The sequence below is a fragment of the Specibacter sp. NPDC078692 genome, assembly GCF_040686835.1.
GTDB lineage: Bacteria > Actinomycetota > Actinomycetes > Actinomycetales > Micrococcaceae > Specibacter.
In genome coordinates this window covers 52,969-78,032 of record NZ_JBFBLV010000006.1, presented here as the reverse complement: position 1 = coordinate 78,032, position 25,064 = coordinate 52,969, and the positions used below count along the sequence as shown (strand labels likewise).

Annotated in this window: 19 protein-coding genes; 15 read left to right on the top strand and 4 right to left on the bottom strand. The window is 60.6% G+C overall.

The window, feature by feature from the left end:
* Positions 1 to 89: 89 nt before the first annotated feature.
* Both AB0O97_RS06455 and AB0O97_RS06450 read right to left on the bottom strand, forming a co-directional pair.
* Positions 90 to 1,406 (bottom strand): alpha/beta hydrolase-fold protein, encoded by a 1,317-nt coding sequence (locus AB0O97_RS06455; RefSeq protein WP_363881130.1) that lies wholly within the window; start codon positions 1,404 to 1,406, stop codon positions 90 to 92.
* A gap of 207 nt (positions 1,407 to 1,613) precedes the next feature.
* Positions 1,614 to 1,991 (bottom strand): hypothetical protein, encoded by a 378-nt coding sequence (locus AB0O97_RS06450; protein WP_258069122.1) that lies wholly within the window; start codon positions 1,989 to 1,991, stop codon positions 1,614 to 1,616.
* A 154-nt stretch (positions 1,992 to 2,145) separates the two neighbouring features.
* Here AB0O97_RS06450 and AB0O97_RS06445 point away from each other — a divergent pair, with 154 nt between their 5' ends.
* Positions 2,146 to 3,558: a HAMP domain-containing sensor histidine kinase gene (locus tag AB0O97_RS06445; protein WP_104112037.1), complete on the top strand. Its 1,413-nt coding sequence runs from the start codon at positions 2,146 to 2,148 to the stop codon at positions 3,556 to 3,558.
* A 51-nt stretch (positions 3,559 to 3,609) separates the two neighbouring features.
* Here AB0O97_RS06445 and AB0O97_RS06440 read toward each other — a convergent pair whose 3' ends face one another.
* Positions 3,610 to 4,296 (bottom strand): response regulator transcription factor, encoded by a 687-nt coding sequence (locus AB0O97_RS06440; RefSeq protein WP_363881128.1) that lies wholly within the window; start codon positions 4,294 to 4,296, stop codon positions 3,610 to 3,612.
* Between the two features lie 133 nt (positions 4,297 to 4,429).
* Here AB0O97_RS06440 and AB0O97_RS06435 point away from each other — a divergent pair, with 133 nt between their 5' ends.
* The 14 genes from AB0O97_RS06435 (at position 4,430) to AB0O97_RS06370 (ending at position 23,906) form a co-directional block, all read left to right on the top strand.
* Positions 4,430 to 5,287 carry a phosphatase PAP2 family protein gene (locus tag AB0O97_RS06435; protein ID WP_104112039.1) on the top strand — a complete coding sequence of 286 codons (858 nt, stop codon included), beginning with the start codon at positions 4,430 to 4,432 and terminating at the stop codon, positions 5,285 to 5,287.
* An 8-nt stretch (positions 5,288 to 5,295) separates the two neighbouring features.
* Positions 5,296 to 7,884, top strand: coding sequence for a DUF2156 domain-containing protein (locus AB0O97_RS06430; protein WP_104112040.1), 2,589 nt, complete (start codon positions 5,296 to 5,298; stop codon positions 7,882 to 7,884).
* A 245-nt stretch (positions 7,885 to 8,129) separates the two neighbouring features.
* Positions 8,130 to 9,635: a GDSL-type esterase/lipase family protein gene (locus AB0O97_RS06425; protein ID WP_104112041.1), complete on the top strand. Its 1,506-nt coding sequence runs from the start codon at positions 8,130 to 8,132 to the stop codon at positions 9,633 to 9,635.
* 298 nt (positions 9,636 to 9,933) lie between these two features.
* On the top strand, positions 9,934 to 11,100 hold the full coding sequence (locus AB0O97_RS06420) for a phosphodiester glycosidase family protein (protein WP_363881125.1): 1,167 nt from the start codon (positions 9,934 to 9,936) through the stop codon (positions 11,098 to 11,100).
* Positions 11,101 to 11,121: 21 nt separating this feature from the next.
* Positions 11,122 to 12,117 (top strand): decaprenyl-phosphate phosphoribosyltransferase, encoded by a 996-nt coding sequence (locus AB0O97_RS06415; protein WP_363881123.1) that lies wholly within the window; start codon positions 11,122 to 11,124, stop codon positions 12,115 to 12,117.
* A gap of 44 nt (positions 12,118 to 12,161) precedes the next feature.
* Positions 12,162 to 13,571 carry an FAD-binding oxidoreductase gene (locus AB0O97_RS06410; protein WP_363881121.1) on the top strand — a complete coding sequence of 470 codons (1,410 nt, stop codon included), beginning with the start codon at positions 12,162 to 12,164 and terminating at the stop codon, positions 13,569 to 13,571.
* On the top strand, positions 13,568 to 14,317 hold the full coding sequence (locus AB0O97_RS06405) for an SDR family NAD(P)-dependent oxidoreductase (protein WP_363881119.1): 750 nt from the start codon (positions 13,568 to 13,570) through the stop codon (positions 14,315 to 14,317). The genes AB0O97_RS06410 and AB0O97_RS06405 overlap by 4 nt, the downstream gene beginning before the upstream one ends.
* A gap of 1,260 nt (positions 14,318 to 15,577) precedes the next feature.
* Positions 15,578 to 15,868, top strand: a complete 291-nt coding sequence (locus tag AB0O97_RS06400) for a hypothetical protein (RefSeq protein ID WP_104111952.1) — start codon at positions 15,578 to 15,580, stop codon at positions 15,866 to 15,868.
* 9 nt (positions 15,869 to 15,877) lie between these two features.
* The gene (locus AB0O97_RS06395) at positions 15,878 to 17,410 is read left to right on the top strand and encodes a type IV secretion system protein (protein WP_363881117.1); all 1,533 of its coding nucleotides are present in this window, start codon (positions 15,878 to 15,880) and stop codon (positions 17,408 to 17,410) included.
* Positions 17,403 to 18,869 (top strand): SCO6880 family protein, encoded by a 1,467-nt coding sequence (locus AB0O97_RS06390; RefSeq protein WP_363881114.1) that lies wholly within the window; start codon positions 17,403 to 17,405, stop codon positions 18,867 to 18,869. Before AB0O97_RS06395 ends, AB0O97_RS06390 begins: the two co-directional genes overlap by 8 nt.
* The gene (locus AB0O97_RS06385) at positions 18,866 to 20,326 is read left to right on the top strand and encodes an ATP-binding protein (RefSeq protein WP_363881111.1); all 1,461 of its coding nucleotides are present in this window, start codon (positions 18,866 to 18,868) and stop codon (positions 20,324 to 20,326) included. The genes AB0O97_RS06390 and AB0O97_RS06385 overlap by 4 nt, the downstream gene beginning before the upstream one ends.
* Positions 20,326 to 22,146, top strand: coding sequence for a TraM recognition domain-containing protein (locus AB0O97_RS06380; protein WP_363881108.1), 1,821 nt, complete (start codon positions 20,326 to 20,328; stop codon positions 22,144 to 22,146). The genes AB0O97_RS06385 and AB0O97_RS06380 overlap by 1 nt, the downstream gene beginning before the upstream one ends.
* Entirely contained in the window at positions 22,143 to 22,706 is a 564-nt protein-coding gene (locus tag AB0O97_RS06375) for a hypothetical protein (protein ID WP_363881105.1), read from the top strand. Before AB0O97_RS06380 ends, AB0O97_RS06375 begins: the two co-directional genes overlap by 4 nt.
* Before the next feature lie 21 nt (positions 22,707 to 22,727).
* A complete protein-coding gene (locus tag AB0O97_RS06370) occupies positions 22,728 to 23,906 on the top strand; it encodes an ArdC-like ssDNA-binding domain-containing protein (protein ID WP_363881102.1) in 1,179 nt (392 codons plus the stop codon).
* Positions 23,907 to 23,955: 49 nt separating this feature from the next.
* On the opposite strand, the gene AB0O97_RS06365 is transcribed toward AB0O97_RS06370, so the two are convergent.
* Positions 23,956 to 24,945, bottom strand: a complete 990-nt coding sequence (locus AB0O97_RS06365; RefSeq protein ID WP_363881099.1) for a hypothetical protein — start codon at positions 24,943 to 24,945, stop codon at positions 23,956 to 23,958.
* Positions 24,946 to 25,064 lie beyond the last annotated feature (119 nt).

The following is a 25,064-nucleotide window of genomic DNA, read 5'->3' as shown; positions in this document are numbered from 1 at the left end:
CGCGGCACTGACTAAGAGGATGCTGAGAGGGCAACGCCCGCAGGTTCACTCACAGGGTTTGAACTGATACGGCAGGTCGCGGCCCGGTGTTAGCGGGCTAGTCCAAGTCGGGGGGCCAGCCACGTTAGTGCCGGTGCCATGGCTTCCAGGGGCACATCCCAGGAATGCCCGGCACCTGGCACGCTGTGAGTGGTGACGGTCATCCCGGCGGTCTTCGCCGCTGCGGACACTTGGTTCATGTAGCCGCTGAAGCGGCCGTCCTGTGCTCCGGCGGCGAAGTAGATCCAGCTCTGCGGGTATTTGTTCTTGGCCAGCACCTTCAGGGGTGCAACAGCGTCGAAGGCGGCTGTGTCACCGCCGAAGGCTGCCTGAATGGTTGCCGTCCGGTCCGCCGACAAGGCGGGTTCCGCTTCTCCGCTCAGATCAATGGCCGAGGGGTAAATCTTGGGGTGCAGGGCGGCCATTTGTAGCGCGCATGTTCCCCCGAAGGAGAATCCCCCTATGGCCCAATGGTGCGCATTCGGGTCCACCGTGAGAGTGGCTTTGATCCAGGCAGGGACGTCCACAGCCAGATAGGTATCAGTTTTGGCGATGCGCGAGTCCATGCACATGGTGTTTGCCGAACTTGCTCCGTTGACATCCGGGATCACCACGACCGGCGCCAAACCGTCATGCGCGGCAGCGAAAGCGTCCATGGTGTGCTGCAATTGGCCGGCTTTGAGCCAATCGGCCGGGGCACCGGGTTGCCCGGGGATCAGAACCAACACAGGCAATAAGGGCCGGTTGGCCGCCTGATAGGCCGGGGGCAGGTAGACATAGGCGGTGCGGGCGGTGAATCCAGAAACGCGCCCGGGGATCTGTGCCGAGTACACAGTTCCTGCTGCAGGCAAGCCGGATGGCTTCACCCACCGGTCCACGACCGGTCCGGACGTCAGGGCTGCCGAGGCCTGGCCTGCCGACTTTTTGGTGGAGTGCGGTGACAAGGGTGCGATGTTGGCGGTGCTGGCACCGGTCACATCGCCCACAGTGCGATACGCGCCGTAATAGGCGTTGACTTGCATTGAGACGGCCACCACGATCATGGCCATGGCGATCGGGGCCAGAATTTTGCGCCACCACCGGGCAGACACTAGATGCAACACCATCAGCAGGACGGCGAAGACGCCCACCCCGATCCAGGTGATTACTTGCAGCGGCAAGTCGTAGGCGGTGGCGTTGGCGACATGGACCATGTACCAGTTGATCGCCCAAGCCAGACCGGCGGCCAGCACGGCGGCGCAGACGACGCTAAGAACCCACCCGCGGTGACGGCGCAGCAGCAGTGCAGCCCCTGAGAGGCAGGCAAGAACAGCCACTGCCAGAGGAAACGGGCCCGTGATCAGATCAAGAGAGGAGAAAAAGGCCATGTCGATACTTTCCGGGGATTCGAGGCAGCTGAAAGGAGGGTTTCCGCCAGTGGGGTCGGTGCCGGGAGGACAGGAATGGCCCGAACAGGATGGGGGTTCCTGTCCGGGCCATTCTAGCGTGTATCAGCAGCAAGCCCTCGGTGGAGGGCTGCGGGTGTTTATGCAGTGGCGCCTCCTTTCACAGCAGTTGCTGGTGGTCTGGCCGGCTTATGGAGACCCGGGCAGATCGCCTGGATCTGTGTGGTTGCCGGTCTGTTGAAGGTCAGGGCCAGTGTCACCGGCCGGCTCTGGTGTGCCAGCCTTTTCGCCCGGCTCCGGTGCATCGTTGACTCCGGGAACATCCTGAGTTTCCTGGCCCCCCGCGGTGCCAGGAGTGTCCGGTGTGTCTGCAGGGGTGGGAGTGTCAGGCGTCGACTGGCTCGAGGAGGTGGGTGCCGGCACCGGGGTGGCTGCGTTGGCTGCACCAGCTGCTCCGAAGCCGAGCCCCGCCAAAGCCATTACGCCGACGGCACCCATGATCACCTTCTTCTTCATGGCCATGCCCGCCAACCGGGCGGTGAGATTCGGTTCTGCACTTTTCGTCATCGGTTTCTCCTTGTTTCTCTGCCATCCGGAGTGGGTGACCATGCCTCCACTGTGCGGGGACTTCGCTAAGTGGACGCTGAGAAACCCTTGGAGGACGCTGAGAAGTTGGGGGCGGCGTTTGTGTGAACGTCGCCAGCACAGGCATGGTTGATTCATGAAGCCACCTGCCCTGCGCCCACATCGATCCCGTCCTCATCTACGGAATGTGTGGGGTGTGCGCAAAAGGGCGACAGCGACAGCCATCTCTGTGGTCGCCTTGGCCCTGGTGGCAGGAGGATTGCTGTTGTTGGTATTACTGCAGACCTCACTGATAACCGCCACTGAAACGGCAGCGAAGTCCAGGGCGGCCGATGTGGCGGCACTGATCGCCAGCCAAGACGTCTCCGAGGCCGAACAATCACTGGCAGACACTGCGCGCAGCGGCCAGTACGTGCAGATCATCAGCCCCCAGGGAACCGTGGTTGCATCCTCGGAAAGATCCGCGGCAAGGACGCCGCTGTCGGATCTGCGCCCCCGTCCGGGGCAAACCCTGATCGATTCCGTTTCCAGTCTGCAGAGCATCGAAGACACCGACGAATTCTTCATTGTCGCCTCCGGCGTGCAGACTGAGAAAGGTGTCTACACGGTGGTCGTGGCATCGACCGTGCAAGTGCAGGCGGATTCCGTGACGACAGTGGCTTGGTTCCTGCTGGGTGCGACTCCATTGCTGTTGGCCGTGGTTGGCGTTGCCGTGTGGTTTTTGGTGGGCAGATCGTTGCGGCAAGTGGAACGCATCCGCGGTCAAGTGGCACTCATCGATTCCAGCCGGCTCAGCGAACGGGTTCAGGTTTCACCGACCAATGATGAAATCCAGCGTCTGGCCCTGACCATGAACACGATGTTGGACAAGCTTCAGGCCTCGGACGCCGAACAGCGCCGGTTTGTATCCGACGCCAGCCACGAACTGCGCAGCCCCCTTGCCACCATTAGCGCCGGTCTGGAAGTCGCCGCGGCAGATCCCAGCGGTGACACCTGGCATGAGCTCCAAGGGCTGCTCAGCAGCGAAACGACACGCATGCGCTACTTGGTCGATGATCTGCTGACGCTGGCCAAAGCCAACGATGGTGGGATCCGCATCACGGTCACCGACGTCGACCTCGATGACGTTCTGTCCACTGAAATTCGCCGACTGCAGCCCATGACCGACCACACCATTAGCGCCAGTCTCGTCCCTGCCAGGGTCCGCGGGGATGCGCACCGCCTTGGACAGGTGCTGCGCAACATCTTGGACAATGCCAACCGCCACGCCAGATCCACCATCACCATAGAACTGACGTCCGGCCCGAACGGGGTTGAAGTGGTCATCGACAACGACGGCGATCCCGTTCCCGAAGCTGACCGTCATCGGATTTTCGAACGTTTCGTCCGTCTCGACCAGAGCCGCTCACGCGAAAGCGGAGGCAGCGGGCTGGGCCTGGCCATCGCCGCTGGAATCATGAGTGCCCACCATGGCACCATCACCGCAACCCAAGCCCCCGGCGGGGACTGCCGGTTCGTGATGCACCTGCCCAGCGGGTCTGTTGACTGATTCTGATTTCTGGCTGGACCGATGTGGCGCAGACCGGTTCGCCCGCGGGTCCTATGCTGTGGGTTGCCGGTCCGCTGTGAGAAGGTATCCCATGCCGCGGACGGTGGAAAGAGTGGCCAGATCGAACGGGACATCAATCTTGCGCCGCAGGTACCCAATGTAGACTTCCACCACATTGTCACCGCCCTCGAACGCAGGGTCCCACACGTTGTCGAGGATTTCTGCTTTGGACACCACTTGATCGTGTCGGCGCATAAGGAACTGCAACAGCCCGTATTCGCGGGCAGTCAAGGAAATGACGGTGCCGCCGCGATGGACGCTGCGGTTCATCGGATCCATCCGCAATGATCCCAAGGTCATTACCACGGGCCGTTCCGGGGCGCCACGCCGGATTAGGGCCCGCAGCCGGGCCACCAATACCAAGAAACTAAAGGGTTTGGTCAGGTAGTCGTCGGCTCCCAGGTCGAAGGCGTCTGTCTGGTCGTATTCGCCGTCTTTGGCCGTGAGCATCATCACCGGTGTCCAGATTTTGCGTGCCCGCAACTCCTTGAGCACGTCATAACCATTCTTCATCGGCAGCATCAAATCCAGCAGGATCACATCGTAGGGACTCTCGGTGGCCGCCCACAGTCCGCTGACGCCATCGTGCACGACCTCGACAATGAAACCTTCATTCGTCAAGCCCCGGCGCACCGTTTCAGCCAGCAACTTTTCGTCTTCCACCAATAAAATCCGCATCAGCTTCTCTTCCTTCGTTTTAAGCAGTATGACCAGCTAAAGCTGAGAGATACCTGAGCAGGCGTCCCCTCAGTCATCTCTCAGGGAGGCGATGGGATGCTGGGATTATTCTCAGCACTAGGTCAGGAAGACAATGATCCAACACCCATCGTCGTCAACAGCGCAGCTGAATCCGTGGCCGTCTCTGCATTCGTGGTGGTGGTCAGGGCTCGGCGCCATCGTCTTTGCAGCCACTGTCGCGCTGGGATTGTTGATTAAAAGTGGCGGGGCCAGAATCGCTGAGCTGGGCGTGGACACTGGGCTTTCCCATGATCGCAACCCTGCATTGACCACAATTTCGCTGGCTGTCCACTACGGTTTGGGGCCCGTCGGCGCTATTGCCCTCCTGCTCCTGTGCTGTCTGGGCCTGTTGCTTCTGCGACGCAGCATCGTGCCAGTCCTCGCGTTTGCCTCGGTGGTGAGCATCGGCTGGCTTTCCTCGGAGGTGGGCAAGCATCTTGTGGCACGCATGCGGCCCCCTGCCGAGGCCGTGCAGGCTCTCATAGCTGAACATGGCACGGACAGTTTCCCCTCCGGCCACACCGCATTCGCCGTGGCATTGGTTTGGGCCTTTGTCTTGGTAGTGGCCCGGTCCGGCCGTGCGCGGGCGTGGACCCTGGCTGTCGGAGTGGTTTTTGTGGCTTTGGTTGCCTTTTCCCGGCTGTACCTCGGAGTGCACTATCCCAGTGATGTCACTGCTTCGATTTTGATCGCCAGCGGCGCGATCCTGCTCTGGCTGCCGGTGTGGAACAACCTCATTGAACCGCGTCTCGGACAGAGCTCGCCCATACGCACTTCATCCTCGCATCGGGCAGATGAACGGATTGATGAATGGAAAGACGTTCAACGTGAAGGTAAAGGTCCGGGTATTTGGCCGACCCTTCGGATACGCTCAAACACTAAGACATCTGGCACTAGGACAGGACAGCTCCGATCGAAGAATCTCGGATAACAAAGCCCATGGAGACCAGATGGCTCTCCCGGCTCAGACCCTCCGCGAGGAGCTGGGGGCTGCCAGTCGTGTTCAAGGCCGCCAGACATGCCCCGGTCACGTGGATCTTGCTGTTGCTGCTGTGGGTGCCCGGATTGCTGACGGGCACGGTTCTCTCGGGCCATCATGGATCGTGGCGGGCCGCGGTGGCCGCCACGCCAGCGTCCTTGCCCGGCCACTGGTGGACCGTCATTACCGCTGGGTTCTGGGAGCACGGTCTGGTCGGGTACGTGGTGGGCACTGTGCTGTTGCTGATAGTGGGCATCCCCGCAGAACGCCGGTTGGGAAGCCTGCGCTTCCTCATCGCAGGTTTCAGCGCTCAAATAGCCGGAATCGTGATCGCGATCGGTCTGGCCCACGGGATCCACAATCTGATGGGCGGCTGGTCCAAGCAGCTGTTGCTGCAGTCCTTCGTGGGGCCATCTGCTTTCGTCATCGGGGCGGCGCTGGCCGCCACCACGACCTTGGGCGTATTGTGGCGCCGTCGCCTCCGACTCCTGTTTTTTGTGCTGCTGCTCCTGCTGGCCCTCTACAGCGGGTCATTCCCGGATTTGGTACGGCTCGCTGCCGCCACCGTGGGGGTCTTCCTAGGGCCGGTGCTCTTTGGCCGGGCACCACTGGTCAGCGCTCCCGTCGCCTCCCGCCGGGAAGCCAGGGTCTTGGTAGCCCTGATCGTGGCCGCCTCCGCCGTGGGACCGGTCGTGGCCGGATTGCTGCCCCACGCCGTCGGCCCTCTGGCCGTGCTCCGCTACCTGTTCACCAACCTCCAGGCGGTGGATCCACAAACACTGCAAGCCCTGTGCACTGACCCTGCCCAGGTCAAGGACTGCGCCGAGGCGCAGTTGCAGCTTCGTGCCGGTGCCGGTGGGGTTTTTATGTCGATTCTGCCTTCGGTGCTGCTGTTGATAGTTGCCGACGGGCTCCGTCGTGGCCGCCGCTTCGCCTGGTACGCCGCCCTTGCTATCCAGGGCGGACTCGCCATCCTGGCCGGCGGCTATATCGTTACAGCATTGCTGCCCGCCAGGCCCAACAGCAGCTCCACTGAAGGCTTGGGCGCCGTTGACATCTCGGCGTCCTACCACCCGCTGAGCCTGATCCTGCCCCTGCTCCTGCCGGTGGTGCTGGTGATTTTACTCCTGGGCACGCGGAGACTGTTCAGCGTCAACGCACCACCAAGAACGTACCGCACCCTCGCCCTGACCTTGATCTCCGCTGCAGCTGCCCTGGCCGTCCTTTACGTACTGGCCGGTCTGGCCCTGGCGTCAGGGTTCGCCCCCGTCCCAGGATTCCGGGACCTGCTGGCGGATGTGCCGGACCGTTTCCTGCCCCTGGGGTACTTGCTGGATCTGTCCCCGGCGTTCGTGCCTCAAAGCGGTGCCGCCGTGATCCTCTATGAAGGCATCGGCATCATCTTTTGGGTCCTTGCCGCCTTCTTGCTCTTGAGGTCCTTTCTGCGTCCGGCCCATGATGTTCATGGCAGCGATGCGAACCGTGCCCGCAACATCCTCAAAGCCACCGAGGGGTCCTCACTGTCCTGGATGACCCAATGGGAGGGCAACAGCTACTGGTTCTCCAGCTCCGGGACCAGTTTCATCGCTTACCGGGTCCTCTCCGGCATCGCCTTGACGCTCGGACCGCCTGTGGGCCCGCCAGCGGAACTGCGCATCACGATTGATGAATTTGCCCTCTATACTACCGAGCAGGGTTGGAGTCCGTGTTTCTACTCAGTGCCCGAGAGCGTCAAAGACGCTACGTCGGATCTTGGCTGGGGATCGGTGCAGGTGGCCCAGGAAACCATCCTGGACTTGGAGACACTGTCCTTTACCGGCAAAAAATTCCAAGACATTCGCACCGCACTGAACAAGGCAGCCAAGGAAGGCATCCAGACCCAATGGGTGTCCTACCCGGAGGCGCCGCTGGCCATTGCCGATCAAATCCATGCGATCTCCGAGGAATGGGTGGCTGATAAAAAGATGCCTGAAATGGGCTTCACCCTCGGCGGCCTCGATGAGCTTAATGACCCGGAAGTGCGCTGCCTGCTGGCCGTCGATGACCAACACACCATCCACGCCATCGCCTCCTGGCTGCCGGTCTACCGTGATGGCGTCATTGTTGGTTGGACGCTGGACTTTATGCGCCGACGCAGCACCGGTTTTCGGGCCAGCATCGAATTTTTGATTGCTTCGGCGGCGCTGTCCTGCAAAGAGGACGGCTATGAATTCCTCAGCCTGTCCGGGGCCCCGCTGGCTCGCATCGAGTCCACAGGCGCAGGCACTGCAGCAACTGGGACTGAGCAGCGTCGGGTGGGATTGGATCGGTTGCTGGACCAACTGGGCGCTCTGCTTGAACCCGTCTACGGGTTCAAATCCCTGTTGACGTTCAAATCAAAATTCCAACCACGCTACGAGCCCCTGTTCATGGTCTTCCCCGACTCTGCAGCACTTCCCGGCATCGCCAACGCCGTTGGCAGGGCCTACCTGCCCAAGGCCAGCCTTCGGCAAGGTCTGTCCCTTGCCGGGAAAATTGCCCGGCTCCCCTCCAAAACCGGCACCACATGATCCAGCACCTACATCCAGTCCGTTCACATACAGGCAGAATTTTGCATCAGGCACAGCGGCGGCACCACGCAACGATGGCGACAGTTCTAAAAAGGAGACGGAGCGGGTGAAGGCCCTTCCAGACGCGGAAACCACAGAACGTGCCAAGGCCCAGGGCGCGTCGTCGTGCTGTTGACCCTGGTCTTCGTGTTGTCTGGCGAAGCCGGCCTTCAGCGGCAGTCGGGTCGTTCACCCAGGCTGTGGACATGAGCAGCCGCAGCTGGATCGTCCACCGTCGTCCTGTCAGGTCGGCCGTTGCCAAGAGAAACTGTGCAATCCTGCTGGTCATGGTGCTGACGCTGGTCTTGAGCGGTGCCAGCGCCGACGCTGCGCTGCGCCATCGCCTCTTCGATGCACAAATAGCCGCCCTGCTCCAGTCTGACAGCAACGCCTCAACGGTTTTGGCCGGGGCCACTTCCACCGGGACGTGCACCAATACAGCTGGCGCCATCAGTTGCCGGCAAACATTCACCGGAGGTGAGATCTTCTGGTCACCTCCTACGGGTGCCGCGTATCTGGCCAACGGTCCGTTGCGCAACCATTGGTTGGCCGCCGGTGGCGTCACGGGGCCGTACGGGCCGCCCACCGGACCTCCCAAGGACCTGGGAGGTAAGGGCACTTCCCAAGACTTCACCTTCGGGTCGCTCGTCTATTCGCCAGCGACAGGGACCCAAGAGTCCCGTGGTGCCATCCGCACCCGCTGGCTTGCGTCCGGAGCGGAGCGCGGACCGTGGGGGTTTCCGACAGCCAGGGAGTATGCAGTCGGTCAGGGACGCGCACAAAAGTATCAATCCGGCACTATCTACTGGTCACAGTCCACAGGTGCGCACGCAACAACCCCTGGCGATATTGAAGACCGGTACATTCACCTCGGCGAGGCTGCCGGACCGCTCGGCTTCCCTCTCGGAGAACAGGTCACGAACGGATTATTCCGCTGGCAAGAATTCTCCAACGGGTACCTGATCCTTAGCCCCACGACGGGGACAAAAATGATTGACACTGGAAGTTACCGGGAATGGAGAGAAAATCCTGGACGCTTCGGGTGGCCTGTGAAGGATTCCTGGATCGATGCCCACGGTGTCCACACAGTGTTTCAACAACAAGAAACGATCTGGGATCCCGGCACCAAGGAGCTTTACTCCGGCATCACGGTGGATCAGGACACTGCTATCATCATCGGCGACTCCCAGCTCGGCGGAGATTCCTGGACCGAGCAAGGAGCCCGCGCAGCCGGGTTCCCCAAAAAAATCGAACTGGGTTTTGGCGGCTGGGGATACACCCGCACCACCCCTGCCACGGCAGGCACACCGGACAGCGTGCTGACAACCCACCAAATGCTGCTGCCCCACGGAACCCCCGGAGCAATTTTCATCACCCTAGGCGGCAACGACGCAGCAGCCCACGCCAGTGACGCCGCCATCATCGCCCACGCCACCGAAACTTGGACCGAACTGCGCCGCTTGTACCCAGGGACACCGATCATCGTCAACGGCGTCATGTCCACTGCCGCTCCCAACCACGCCAACCGACGCCGCGTGGACCACCTCATCACTGAGTCCGCAGCGGCTCAAGGATTCACCCACGTCAGTGTCGCAGGCATGGCCGCCGCCGCAGGCGCCTATTACAAGGACAAGGTCCACCTGACCCAGGCTGGGCACGACCTCGTCGCGCCCATCTACGCCGCCGCCTTGCTTCAGGCGCTCGACAAGTAGCGGACCACGCTTTGGCCCACGCGAGCTCGTCGGCCGGCTCTGCGAAACGTGGCTGCGTCCGGCCCCGGTTCTGCCTGCCCGACCCTTCTGGAGGCTGCCTGTTCAGGGCTCGTCAGCACCTTGCGGGATCGCTCATACAGCCCTGACGAAGGCGCACTCCTGAGGAGAAGCTGAGCCCGTTGAGATTTCTCAGCATTCTCTTAGCTCCGGGCGCGCATAGTGGCCAATAACAGGCTTTACAGGACGCGCGATTGCAGGAGGACCAATGCAAACACCACCTTCTCCGCAGCAACATCAGATGCCGCCTGAACCTTCCACGGTGGAACCACCGGAACGCCGAAGGACGGGTCGGCAGAAGAAGCCACGCTCCGTCCGTGCCCGACGTCTCCGCAAAGTCTTCCTGATCGGTTTTCTGTGCCTCTCGATTATCACTGTGGGCTCCTACGCAAAAGCGCTGACGTATCCAGGAAACGCGACATTCGCTGATAGGAGCGTTGGATGGCTGCGTGACAACGGTGCGAACGACATCGTCAACACCATCGAAAACTGGTACTACACCAACAACGCACCCTCGGCAGCAGCACCACCACCAGAAGCCATTCCCAAAGCCCTCCCAACGGCTGTCCCGAATGGCGCGACCCTGCCGGTGCTGACGACGAAGACCACTTCTGGGAAATCTCTCCCCAATGAAGGGCGATGGGTGCCCGGACCACTGGACCTCAGGGGAAAACCGGCCCTTTACACCTCCTTTATCCAGCCTGACAAGACACACCCCAGTGTCATTGCCGGGGTGGCACTGATCCGCCAATCAGCCAGCAGCGCCCACCTTGTTGCCGGCACCAGACAACCCGATACAAACACCTGGCCGGGAAACGCCGCCATCCCGGCTAACGATGTCAGCCATCTTTTGGCAACCTTCAACTCCGGCTTCAAGGCTAAGGACATCAGCGGTGGCTTCTACCTCAATGGACAGTATTCCCGCGACCTCATCGACGGGCAGGCATCAGCGGTCATCACCACCGATGGGCGCATCAGGATCGGTGCGTGGAACCAAGACGTGTGGATGACACCCGGCGTCACAGCTGTCCGACAAAACCTGCATCTCATTGTCGCCAACGGCCATCCAGAACCGGGCCTGACCAACAACGCCGACGGAACGTGGGGGAGCGCCAAAAACCAGCTCCAATACACCTGGAGGTCCGGGCTGGGCATAGACAGCAACGGGAATCTGATCTACGTGGCCGGTGGTGGACTCACGCTGGAAACCCTCGCTAAAACACTCGCTCAAGCGGGCGCGATCCAAGGAATGGAACTCGACATTCACTACGGGCAAGTGAACTTCTCCTCCTGGAAATCCGAAGGAACGACCGCTGTTCCCACACAGCTTTTGCCCGATATGCCCAATTCAGCCGACCGCTATCTGAACCCGGACCAGCGCGACTTCTTCTATCTCACCCTCAAATAGCCACACCCGTCAGGAGTGATCATGACCGAGCTCACAGCGCAGCTGCCGATCCCAGCCCCGGAGGCACCGTTGCGGAAACGGGCGCATAAAACCGACGGAAAATCGGCTCCTCTGATCACCAGTCTCATTGCCGCGGCCAGACCGGCCCAATGGCCCAAGAACCTGCTCCTCTTTGCCGCCCCGGCGGCGGCCGGAGTCCTCACTGAACCCGCCGTTGCCGCCCACGCACTTATGGCCGCGACAGCGTTCACGCTTGGCTCTGCAGCAACGTACTTCCTCAACGACCTGCGCGACGTTGAAGCGGACCGAAGTCACCCCACCAAGTGCCGTCGGCCCTTTGCCTCCGGCAGGATCAGCACCAACGTCGGGTACACGGCAGCGGTGATCCTGGCCGCGGCAGCATTGGTCTTGGCCATGACCGTGGGCTGGATGACCCTTGCCGGCCTGTCTGCCTATCTCGTGTTGACCACCACGTATTCTCTCTACCTGAAACAATTCGCCGTCATCGACATACTGGCCGTCGCCCTCGGTTTTGTCCTGCGCGCAGGGACCGGAGCTTTGGCAGCGGGTGTCACGGTGACTTCCTGGTTTCTGTTGGTCACCTTCTTCGGAGCTCTGTACATTGTTACCGCCAAACGCCAGGCCGAACTGCAAGCGCAGAACACCGGCATGGAGCTCGTCGGAGTCACGGCTTTGCCGCAGCTAACGAGCCGGGCCGCATTGTCTCTCTACAGCAAAAGTTGGTTAGAACAGACGCTGACCTTGGCACTCACCAGTGCGATCATCTGCTATTCGCTGTGGGCCGTGCAATACCCAGGGACCCCTCTGGGATCAGGACTGATTCAGGCCTCCATTTTGCCGTTCGTGACGACCCTTCTCCGCTACGGATACCTCTGCTCCCGTGGCGACGGACAACGCCCCGAACGCCTGATGTTCACCGACGTGTTCCTGGCAGCGACCGCAGTCGCCTGGCTTGGCCCCGTCACGGCGGGAATCTACATGACCATCGCACTCTGAGGAAATTCCTCATCCGCCAAATTCGTCAACCCCACGGAGACACCATGAAATCCCGGAACGACTCGCCCGCAGCGCCTCCCCCCAGCCACAGCCAGAATGATTGGCCCTTTACCCACGAGCGCACCATCACCGGGTGGGGACGGACCCGCCCCACGCGTGTCTACGTTGAGCATCCATCCTCGATATATCAACTCCATGACCTCGTCACGACATCGAGGGGCACAGTCACCGTTCGTGGAGCGGGCCGCAGCTACGGGGACGCTGCCATCGGGCGCAAGACCATCGATCTCACCGGTTGCGCCACCATTCGATCCTTTGATCCCGGGACCGGCGTACTCGTCACGGACGCCGGAGCAACACTGCAGGCACTGCATCAGCTCACGATTGCCGAAGGCTGGGGACTTCCAGTGCTCCCAGGGACCTCCCACATCACGGTGGGCGGGGCCATAGCAAGCGATGTCCACGGAAAAAACCACGCCCAACAAGGGTCCTTTGGCCAACACCTGCTCGGACTGGATCTCATGCTGGGATCCGGGGACATCGTGCGCATGTCCCCGCAGACCCACCCTGACGGCTTCTGGGCGACGGTGGGAGGAATGGGCCTGACCGGAATCATTGTCTCCGCAACAATCCAGCTCCAACGCCTGGAAACGTCATACCTGATGGTGGAACGTGGGAAAACAAGAACTCTGGACGAATCCATGGACCTCATCGCCGCCTCGACGCAAACACCATCCCACGCCGTCGCCTGGATAGACGCAACCCACCACCAGCTGCGCGGATTGGTGGACATCAGCACCCCGGCAACAGCAGGGATGCTGCCCGCAGCTTTGCAGGGAACGCCGATGTCACCACACGGGCCCACGATGCGCAGCATGGCCTCCTTCCCAGGCCAAGGCATCATAAACCGCCGAAGCGTTGCTGCTGCCAACGCAGTGCGCTGGAGGTTTCCCGGCAATAACGGTCCCAAAATAGTTCACTTCACCACGGCGCTGAACACCTTGGACGGAGCTGATTTCTGGCCGGCAGCGTTCGGAAGGCAGGGCCTAATCCAATACCAATTCTCAGTACCAGCCAACGGCCGGCATGTTCTCCAGCGAGTTTTGGAAGATCTCCAGAGCGCCGGTCATGCCCCGGCACTTGCCGTTTTAAAGTCCTTCGGGGCAGCCGGGAAAGGCCTGCTGTCCTTCCCGCAACCAGGATGGACACTGGCCTTGGACTTTCCTGCCCGAGCTCCGGGCCTCACCACAGTGCTGTCACACCTGGATGAAGTCATCGCAACCGCAGGAGGATGCGTCTACCTCACCAAGGACAGCCGGCTCTCTTCCAGCATGCTTCCCCGAATGTATCCGGAATTGTTGCGCTGGCAACAGATCCGGAACCGCCTGGACCCCACCCAAAAAATGGGCTCCTTGCTCGCACAACGACTCAACCTTCTCGGAGAACCATCATGAGCGGCCACAACCAACCATTCGAACGCATCATTTTGCTCGGCGGCAGCTCAGAAATAGGACTCGCCATCATTGAACACACCAGCGCACCACACGCAGCCATCGCTCTCGTAGGACGCTCCAGCGCCAGACAAACACAAGCCGCGCAACAACTGCGCAACAAGGGCCATGCCGTCGCGGAAATCAGTTACACCACCACCATGACACTCTCCGAAACACACGATGTTCTCCTCGAAGCCAAAAACGCCCTCGGAAGCCCCGCAGCCCCTGTCGATGCAATCATCATGGCCATCGGAACCATGGGTGAACCAGACACCCCACAAGCAACACTGACCACTAATCTTGTCGGACCCACACTGCTCATCCTTGGCAGCCAGCAAATATTGACCACCCAAGGCTCCGGGACCCTCATTGTGCTCTCCTCAGCTGCTGCAGTCCGCCCCCGCGAGGAGATCCTGAACTATGCCATAGCAAAACAAGGAATCGACACCCTGGTCCGAACCACCACCGCAACGCTGAAATCCCAAGGAGTCAGGACTCTGCTGGTCAGGCCCGGATTCGTCTCCACATCTATGACCTCGCACCTGCCTCCCCCTCTCCTGGCATCAACACCCTCGGCAACCGGCCATCAGGTAGCCAAGGCTCTGAAGAGTCAAAAAAGCGTCGTCTGGGTGCCCAAAACCATGCGCTGGGCGGTGCTAACACTCAACATTCTGCCCCGGTCCCTCACACCACCCGCACTCAGATGACGCCAAACCGACACCCGAGGCCTCCCGACAGAAAGGACTGCCTCCTGAAATCGTCACCCGTGACGGAGGGAAAGGGGCGCTGCGCTGGGAGTTTCCCTGGTCCAGTCTGGAACCGGACTGACACGCCGCACAAAACGTTCCGCCGACCAGAAGAAGACCGGCGCCAAAAACCTCTTGACGATAATGGCACAACCGGCGCTTTTTGCCTGGGTGTGATGTGAGTAGCAGCCGATGTTCGTCAATACCTGACGGACCCAGATAGTTTGGTCGCCGAACCTGGAACGGAGCGCTGTCATCTTTAGCCAAAACAAACTTTCCGTAGAAAAGGGTCACCGAAATTGAGAAACTCATTGATCTTTGCCTGGACATCGTCGCAGGTCAGAGCGACTCACCGGTGACAGCCAGCTCAGGATCCTACATTTTTGTAGGATCCGGAGCTGACTGTCACTAATCCGGGTTTCGTGTCACCATTCCGGATTTCATGTCACCAACCTTTGGACGGGTTGTGGTTGGCTGGGCTCGTGTTGGCCAGTCGGGCAGACAGTACTGTGATGGGACTCTTGGAACATGCTCCTATGAAGTCATGCTCGGCTGGGCAGCACGTTTGGTGCGGGCCACCAGCCGCCGGACGAACCGGGACGAGGACAGACCCTCCGGGGCGTCAGTAAGCCGGTGAGTCACGCCGGGCTGATGACTTATTATCATCACAGTAAGCCGGTCGGCATACGGGGGGCGTACCCTGCCTTGATCTGCTGGTTAGGAGATTTCGACATTCACTGGGAAGTCGACCGTCTCGTAACACCCGTACGGAGGCTTGACCGGGGACGGGGCGTGAAACGGCACACTGTATCGATGCCGAGGACGCAAGATTCTTCTTCTAATGTGCCCTCTGCAGATCCAAGGGATTGGAGCGCCCTTCTGGCTGCTGAGGGTGCAGCGGAGCTTCCTTACTCGGAGAGCAACCCGCGGTTTGCGGTTCGCTACGCGGCAGGCGATGCCCTAGCCGAAGGAATGAGGTCGAACAAGAACACTGGCTGATGCCAACTGGCGTTGAGTTTTGAATGTCCTCAGGGATCCAAGTTGAAAGCTAGTTGGCGTGTTCGGCCCGCCTTGGCTCTGATAATCCGTGGTAAGCGAAGCCAACGTCACTGCCGATATATGCAAATAGGAATCGCGGTCATGGGGATTTGCCTCCTTGTAACCATGATGCAAGTGAACATAGCGTCCACACCCGTGGACAACCATTGAATGGAGTTCACAATGTTGTATCTGGCAGCGGTGGATCCCGGGATTACCCCGAACACCAACTTCCCATTCCTCGAATCTCTCAAAGAAATCGGCGGCGGAATCCTCGTCGGCGCATTCATCGTGATCGCCATTGTGGCTATCATCGGTGCTGCCATGTTGCTGGCTGGAAAGCTCAGCCAGTCTTCGCGCTTGGCCTCCGGCGGCGGCATGATTTTGCTCTGGACAGGTCCCGTCGCAGCCATTCTGGGCGGTATTAACGGCTACATTCTGTGGTCGCAGAACGCCTTCAACCTAGGGTTCTAGGACCTTGCCATGTTGCCCATGGTTGAGTGCAGTGCTGGTGGCTGGTGGCCGCCCGGCTGTGGCATCGTTTCCCAAGCCAACGATGATTTCGCTGCGTCCGTCACGTCCTATGTTGCCGGAATTTTGGAAAGCATGGCCTCATGGATGTGGTCATTCATCTCCGGAGCATTCGGTGTCTCAGACATAGATACATCGGAATGGGGCATTGTCAGCGGGCTAACCAACTGGTGGGTCGTCGTCATGATGACGCCGTTGGTTGTGGTCATGATCGTGCAGTTGATTGGCGGCTTAGTGAGCCAACAACCACGTCGCATCGGCCGGGCACTGCTTGGTGGAGCGCTGGCAGTCCCGTTGGTTTTCCTCGCGACGAGCCTGATGAGCAAGCTTTCCAGTTTCACTGACTCGGCGTCAACCGCCCTATTGGAAACTCTCGGTAAAGACCCGTACCTCGTATTTATGCGATTGTTTGGGTTCCAGCGGGCATCGGCAGGTTCGGGGCGTGAATGGGACGTAGTGTCGCTCAGCTCTGGAACCGCAGGTGGGCTTGGCGGGGCCGTGGTTGTCACTGCTATCGCTGTACTTGTCGTCTGGATCCTGGCGTTTATCCTCATGTGCTCAATGATCTTCCGGTCGTTTGCGTTGATAGTCTTGGCGGCGGTCGCGCCGGTGGCTATCATGCTTCTGCCCTGGGAGCGGACAAAATCCTGGACCAGGATTTGGTGCGAAACCGTGGTGGCACTGTTGATTGCCAAACCACTCGCGGCCACTGTGCTGGCAGTGGCGGTCAAGCTGTTCGCCAACTCGACCTCGTTTAGCGGTCTGGCTTCTGGTGCTGTTGGCATGGTTCTGGCCTGTGGCGCACCCTTGATGGCCTTGAAGTTGGTCAGTTTTGCTGGCGGTGAAATTGTGGGTGCCGCCCAAATGGCTGGTGGTGGCCACGTCTTCAGCCGAGCAGGCAATTTCACCGGACGTCAATTGGGCCGGCAATTTGGCGGCAAAATGCATTTACCCGGCGTAGGGAGCAAAGGGCCAACCCCCGTTGCGTCCCGCACCCCCTCGATTCCACTGCATCAACAAGCTGCGACACTTGGAGGCCAACCGTGGACGGCGAGCCCGAAGCCTGCGCCGACATCGCCCGGAGCCACCCCCAGTCAGCATCGGCCGTCATCCAAGGCGTGGCCCATGCCGCCTGGTCCGGCTGCAAAAGGTGGAGGTGAAGACCCGGGCAAGGGGCCCGAGACGCCAGGGGATACAGGCCACTCGCACCCTACGCCCACAGGCACGGGCAGAGCGCCAACGACTTCCCGCTACCAAGGGAAAAGCCAGAGTGACACCGGGAACGCGGGAGTTAAGCCTCCGCGAAACCCAACGTCAAACGCGGCCGTGTCACCGGCTGCGGCGCCGGTGAAACGCCCAGCTCCCACCGCCGGCCCGAAGCCACAACCACCAAGTTCGACGCCGGTAAGCAGTCCTCGACCGGTCGATCAAAGCAAGCGGCCACCAAGCAGCACGTATCGAAATGGAGATGAAGGCCATGACTGAAGAAACACGGGTATTGCAACCCGTCCGCTTCCCTCGGCATGAACGGCATGGTTTGTTTATGGGTTTGCAGTGGTATCAGCTGTCGCTGCTCGCGGCAGGAATGTTGATAGCGGCGATTGAATCGGCCCTGGGAGGACCGCTCGTCCTCATTCTCACAGCTCCGATCTGGCTGGGAATGATGTTGTTTGGTGTGCTGCACTATGGGCGCATTCCGTATCCGGTGTGGGCCTACACCGCGTCGGTTTTCTTCCTGCGTGCGGTCATCAAGGAGACCCGATTCCTGGCCAGTACTGAGCAGCCAAGTCGCGTGGGAACCATGGCATTGCCCGGCGGCTTGGGCAGTCTGGAACTCTGTGCCACAGCGGCAGGCGAAGGATTCATCGTTGACAGGCAGGGGCATGAAGCGATCGTGTCTCTGCGGTGCACCACCACATCGTTTGCGCTGATGGACAGCGACGACAAGGCCTATGCCGTTCAATCCTGGTCACGGGTGCAGGCCGCTATGGCCAGTAGACCAGCCGTGGCCCGGATCGCGATTCAGGACTACACAGTCCCTTACCCCTCGAGTGCTTTGCGGGCCTACTATCAGCGTGCGGTTCCGCCGGAACGCATTGCCGATGCGCAGTGGGGTGACAGATCGTATCTGGATTTGATTGATGCAGCGGGTGCTTCCATGAGTCACGAAATAATCCTGACCATCGTGTTGGACACGTCCAGGGCGAGACGGCGGATCAAGGATGCTGGGGGAGCGCTGGGCGGGCTGGAACATGTGCTGCGTTCGGAGGTCGAGGCCTTCACCACTGGGCTGAAGACCCACGGTGTGATTGTGACGGAGTGGCTCTCGGATGCGGCCGTGACAGCAGTTGTCCGTGGTTCCTTCGACCCTGCTGCCGTGGCGAGGTGGGCTGCCGCAACAGGTATTGGGAAGGGAATCGAGCGTGTGTCGCCGGGGCCCATGGCCGCTGAGGAGCATTGGACCTATCTGCGCACTGATTCCGGCTTCCATCAAACGTTTTGGGTCGCAGAATGGCCCCGGCAGCAGGTTTACCCAGGGTTCCTGCAGCCGCTGATCTACGTTGGTGAGTTCCGGCACGCAATCACACAAGTCATCCGGGCGGTTGCCACGGATCAGGCACTGCGGGATATCCGTTCGGCGCAGGAGGCCCATGACACTCGCCGTCGCATCAACGCTCGTCTGGATCGTCCGTTGACCCGGGAGCAGCGGGCTGAGGAGGAGGAGGTGGCCCAACGCGAGGATGAAATCGTGGCTGGTCATGGGGATGTTCGCCCGGCCGCCTATGTAACTGTCACAGCGGACACGCTGGATGAGTTGTCGCGCTGCCGGCAGGAACTTGAATCTGCCGCCGCTGGTTCGTTTGTGGAGCTGCGGTTGATGGCTGGGCAGCAGTGGGCGGCGTTTATTGCAGGGGCGTTGCCCTTGGGAAGGGGATTGAAATGAGTAAGCACGTGGCAGCGGTCAGTATTGCTCCCGCAGGGGAGAATCGTGCAGCTCGGCAAGTACGACGTCGGAACGAGCGTGCCGTGGCAATGGAACCGAAGCTGTCCTTGCGTGAGCTACGGGAACAGCGAGTGGCCGAGAATGCTGGCCGCGGTGTTATGCCGGATTGGGGAAAGCGGGGAGGGGTTTCTTTGTGGGGGCCGCACCGCGTGCATCCGGCCCCGCATCGGGCTTCGACGATGACCATGGCAGCGGCCTATCCGTTCCTGACGGAATCCGGTCTCGGCTCTGAAGGGACGTACATCGGGACGGACCTTTTTGGTTCGGGAGCGTTTTGCTATGACCCGTGGGTTATGTATGACAAGGGCTTCATCAGTGGTCCGTCCATTGTTGTTATTGGCACAGTCGGCACGGGGAAGTCCATGTGTGGCAAGTCTCTGGTGACGCGTTCCATCACTCTGGGCCGGAAGGCTGCGGTGGCATCTGATCCCAAGGGTGAGTGGGTGCCGGTTGCCAATGCCATCCCGGGTGGAAAGGTCATTTCTGTAGGGCCTGGCCGGCCCACGAGAGTCAATCCTCTCGACGCGGGGCCGCGATCCTCTGCATTAACCGATTCGCAGTGGTTGGCAGTGGTACGGCAACGCCGTCGCCATCTGCTCGTGGCTCTGGTTTCACTCATGCGACCAGGTATCCCGTTGAGTCCGGTGGAACATACGGCCCTGGATATGGCGTTGACGGATGCCGTTGCCGCCAACAGCACCCCGACACTACCCATGGTGCTGGAATACCTGCTCAACCCAACCCCAGCGACAGCCGCACTGGTCGGACCCAACGGTGGGACCGGCGTCGGACATTCACTGCGCAGAACAGTGTCAGGGGACCTGGAAGGCATGTTTGATGCACCTTCAACCGTAGCCTTCGACGCCGATGCCCCAATTATGGTCATGGACACTTCCGCCTTGATTGGGGCCTCTGAACAGGCGCTGTCCTTGGCGGCTGCGTGCGGTGCGACGTGGTTGGAGGCCGCGGTGACGAATCCTGACGGAGCCAAACGGATCGTGGTCTATGACGAGGGCTGGCGGATGCTCGCGGACCCCTACATGCTCGCCAAGATGAGCGAACAATGGCGCCTGGCCCGCGGCTACGGGATCTCGAACCTGCTCATCATGCACAAAGTGGCCGATCTGAACGAAATTGGCGACAGCACCAGCGGCCTGCGGCAAAAAGCACTTGGCCTGCTCACCGAGGCCGACACCAGGGTCATATATCGGCAAAAGCACGACGCCATGCGGCTGACCAAAGAAGCATTGGGGCTGACCGAAGCCGAGTGCGAGCACGTGGAGAACCTGCCTAAGGGTGTGGGGCTGTGGAAGGTCGGGAATCGGTCGTTCATTGTCGCCAACGAAGTCACCACGGATGAGCTGGCCGTGTTTGGCACCGATGAGAGGATGCTCTGATGCCGCGGCGATTGGATGACGGTAATCCGTTGGTTTCCATTGGGCTGATCGCGACCTCCATATACGTGGTCCTTGGTCTGCTGATCCAAGTAGCCGCGCATCTGGCGTATTCCGCGAGCTGCGGCACCTCGGCACCTTGGGATTTTAGCCCGGCAGCGCTTCCCGGACTCGTGACCGGACACATGGGTTGGATACTGCCGGCTACGGGGTCTTGCAGCATCGGCGCCGGACAGCTGTGGCTGCTCATTGCCCCCGTCCTTGTAGTCGTCGTGTTGGCTACGCTGGCGGGTGTTCTGGGACTGCGCACCTGGCGCCAATCAGGTGCATGGCTCCGTCAAGACATTCTTAGCCGCGACGGCGTCGCACGGCGGGCGGAGATCGCCCGTGAGTTTGGTGCCAAGGCAGCCTTGAAGCGTGGGCGGTACACGCATCCCGGAGTGAAAGACCCCAAAGTGGAGGAAGTCTCTTGGACCATCGGCAAATCCCGCGGCGTCACTGTCCACGTATCCACCGAAGAATCCCTCGTCATCCAAGGTGCCCCGCGCTCGGGCAAAGGCCTCTACATCGTCATCAACGCCATCCTCGACGCCCCCGGCGCCGTCGTCACCACCTCGACCCGGGCCGACAACCTCGTCGTCACCATGAAAGCCCGGGCCACCAACGGACGCCCCGTCACTGTCTTCGACCCACAAGGTATGTCCGGGCTGCCTTCATCACTGCGGTGGTCACCGGTCCGCGGCTGTCAAGACCCTGACGTCGCCAGCCGACGCGCATTGGTCATCTCGGCTGACAGTGCACTCAAAGGTGAGAATGTCGCCTGGCAAAAGCGCTCGCAGATAGTGCTGCAATGTTTGCTGCACGCGGCTGCGCTGTCAGGGGATGGTGTGTCGGCCTTTCGTCGTTGGGCCTCAAACCCGGTCCTTGCGAGGGAGGCGCTGGCCGTACTTGACAGGCCGGAGGCTGCTCTGGGTTGGCAGGCAGATTTGATGGGCATCATCGACGACGACCCGCGCAACACCTCCAACTCTTGGATCGGTGTGACGGCCGCAGCCGCCCCGTTGTCTTCGCCGAAAGTACTCGCGGCTCTGGACCCGAAAGGGAGCACCGAACAGTTCGACCCGAAGGCCTTCATTGAACAACGGGGCACTCTGTACTTGATAGGCACCAAGAGCGGAGCGGCCGCCGCAGGACCCTACTTGTCGGCACTGATTGATGACATTGACTATGCCGCCCGGGAAATGGCGTTCGTGGTGGCAGGTGGTCGGCTGGACCCGCCGCTGTCACTCATCTTGGATGAGATCGCCAATCTCTCACCCTGGCCTGGATTACCTGTGGCGCTCTCCGACGGAGGCGGCATCGGCATCTCCACACTTGTGGTTCTGCAGTCCTTGTCTCAAGCTCGGTCCGGTTGGTCGATGGATGAAGCAGCGACCATTTGGGATGCGGCGATCATCAAGGTCATCTTTGGTGGTGGGTCCGACGAACGCGACCTCCGCGCGCTAGCCGGACTGATCGGGGAACGGACGCTGACGTTCAACACCCGTTCCTGGTCGTCGCAGGGGCGCCAAGACGGAGAACAAATCCGAGAGTCGCCAGTGATCCCGCTGCACGAGATCCGCAGGCTGCCAGTAGGAACGGCCATCATGCTGGGGCGTCGCAGCAGGCCCATCCTGCTGGACCTGCGCGAATGGCCCAAACGTAAGGACGCGGCAGAACTTGGCCGGTCCAAGGAACAAACCGAACTCGAATTGCTCACTGGACACCTCAAACGACAACACGACCAACAAGCGGTCACGGCCGCAGAACAACAGGAGGCATGACCATGGACGAGGGCGAATCCTTCGAATACGACGTTGAAAACGGTGCCGAAGACAACTTTGCCGCGCTGCTGTTCGGGTCCACGCGCGGGCTACGTTCCGAAAGGGTTCCCATCACCTACCGGTGGCGGGACATGGACCCCCGCACAGCGGATGCCGTCTGGGAACACTTGGGGCGGTGGGTCCGCTGGCTCGTGGAAAGCTACCACCTGACCACCTCGGTGGTCCCAGACTGCTGGTGGCGACATTCAGACATCGTCGCCGAGCTGTATGCGCTTCAGCGAGCAGAGCAGGCTTCCTACACCGAGGATGACGGCGGATTTGGTCCCTTGAGCTTCCACGAACGCCTCGAGCACAGTATTAGCCGGCTGCGGGAGCAAACCCGCACCGCGGGCTGTGTGAGCCTGCAACATCACCGGGAACCTCCTGTCCGCCAGCTGCCCAATGACGGACCAGGCATGCAGGCAAGCAAACTAGGCCAGTCAAACAAGGGTCCGGCTACACCGTCGTCGGACGAACCCACCACGACCCGAGACCCCGAACCCGGCACCTCGGACTCCTGACCCAGCGCAAGGAGCGTCATCATGGAATCGTCAACCGAACCAGCAACACAGCATCTGATCGCCCCCACTGGAAATGACACCCCGCCGCCAGCCTCGCACCCGGGCCCCGAACAACGCGTGGCAGAGCTTACCGAAGGGCTCTACGCGCTGCTCGCGGATGCTGTCGATCATCCGAATCAGTGGCATCGGCTTCTCGACGCCTCCGCGACAATGTGGCGGTACTCCGGAGGCAACGTCGCCCTGCTCATGATGCAAATGGCCCAACGCGGACCCATAAAACCGGCCCTCGTAGCCGGGTACAAGGAGTGGGAACGCCACGGCCGCTACGTCCTCAAAGGCGAACGCGCACTGTACGTCATCGCTCCGCGAACAGCACGAATCACCGACGCAGAAGAAACCGTGCACGGCCCTGCCATGGGTGAGCGGGCACTGGCCGAGGCAGGCGACGGGATCAGTCGGTCCCGCATTGTTGGATGGCGTGGCCAAGCAGTCTTTGACGTCTCGCAAACTGAAGGAGAGCCGCTGCTTGTCTCAATTCCCAGCAAGCAAGATACGTCGTTAGACACTGCTTCGTATACCCAGTTGTGGGAGTCACTCACCGCAGTAGCCAGAAAAGCCCGCTATAACATTGTCGTTTCTGAGGCGCAGGCGGGATTGGCCGATGGCTATACCGACCACGCCCGTCGTCTGATCAGCGTCGGGTCCTGGCTGACTACTGAAGACCGCATCGCCACACTGGCCCACGAACTCGCCCACGCCTCGCTGCACGTCCCCGGAGATGCCATCGGTGCGTTGTACGGCAGTAGTGCCGAACACCGTGGTCTGGCTGAGATCGAGGCCGAATCCGTCGCGTATTTAGTGCTTCGCGCTCATGGCATTGACCGGGGGCCTCAATCCGCCGCCTATTTGGCAGGTTGGGCTGATGCCGTGCTGGAAGCCGAAGCTGACTCGATCCTGCGCTGTACACGCGACAGGAAGCCGATGTCACGGGTGGACATCGCAAGGTCCGTCTTGGCTAGGGTGACGTCGGTGGCAAAGACGGTTTTGGAGACGACATATCCGCCGGGGTTTGGCGGGCGGTTGGGCATTGCAAGCCCATTGCCACGTCGAGATTCGGCGTCGATTGCGCCCGATGTGCAGGTTCGATGGACACTACAGCAAACGATTTCTTCCGACAACAGACCTTCGCTTGGTCTATAACTTCGATGTGGTCCGATTTTTGGGCAGGTGGTTCCTCCTCAGATGTCGTTCATAGGTCGTCGGGTTCGGGAACGTAATCCTCGTCAAGGAACATAACATCTGCGGCGAGTCCGGCAATGCTGACCTCCGTCTCGTCGGATAACTCGAGGCCACACACGTTGCACTCGAAAATAAGTATGGTCAGAACGCTCCAGACTGTGGGGGGACCGTCGAGTTCATACTCGATGTCGACAGCCCTGTCGACATCGCCCGTGGCCCACCCCCGAAAGCCGCAGGCTGGGCATTTGACGCGTTCAATATGGGCTATCGAGCTTCGCCAGTACCCCTCCATCGAGGTGAGAATGGCGTCTGCCGATGATGCTGGCAGACCAGCTCGGAGCTTGCTGAGTCGCACATGCGACGCGGCAATTTTTGCTTGTACAACCTGAATCCAGGAGTTGACTTCCGACTCAGCGATTGTCGAAGCAACGCCCGCCAGTTCCTTACCCCACCAGTTCTCGGGTGTCTCGTTGTGATGCGTCCGGGTGTGCTCCGCAAAACGGACCATTGGACGAATCGCTGACCGCAGGGCTTCCTGATGGACGATACCCATGTGCGCAGCCGCGTTGCGAACATTAAACAGGGAGCGGTCAGTTTTGGCCCATAGAGGGGGAAACAGTTTTATTTCCCGGAGTAAATCAATAGCTCTTCCTGCTTCGAGCGATCGCACTGACAACGCGTCAGGAGGGGCGACGCCACTAATTTTGGTCCCGGAGTATTTTAGGATCGTTAGTGCGTCGGGATCTCGAGGCATAAGCAGGGCTGTATCTACGGATGCGAGCAAGGATTTGGCCAACAGTTCAACAGCCGATCCGAGGCTATACGCGGCATCGAGTTGGTCGAACTCATCCTGCGATGTGTAAAGAAGCAGCGCCTTCTTGGCATGATGCCGGCCCACCTGATGGAGATGGGCAGCTAGGTCCTTATGAGTCCTGTGGTACTCACCGAATGGCCAATCAGCAAAAGGGGATTCGGCGACATATCCGCGTGTTGGTTGCATCAGGCAAGACTACAGATTGGTGCTAGTCAGGTGGTGCTCACGGATTTCATGACCTGGCCACATACAATCGGAGGAAGCCCAGCGGGGCTTCCTCCTTCGTGTCCGCACCACCCTGGGGA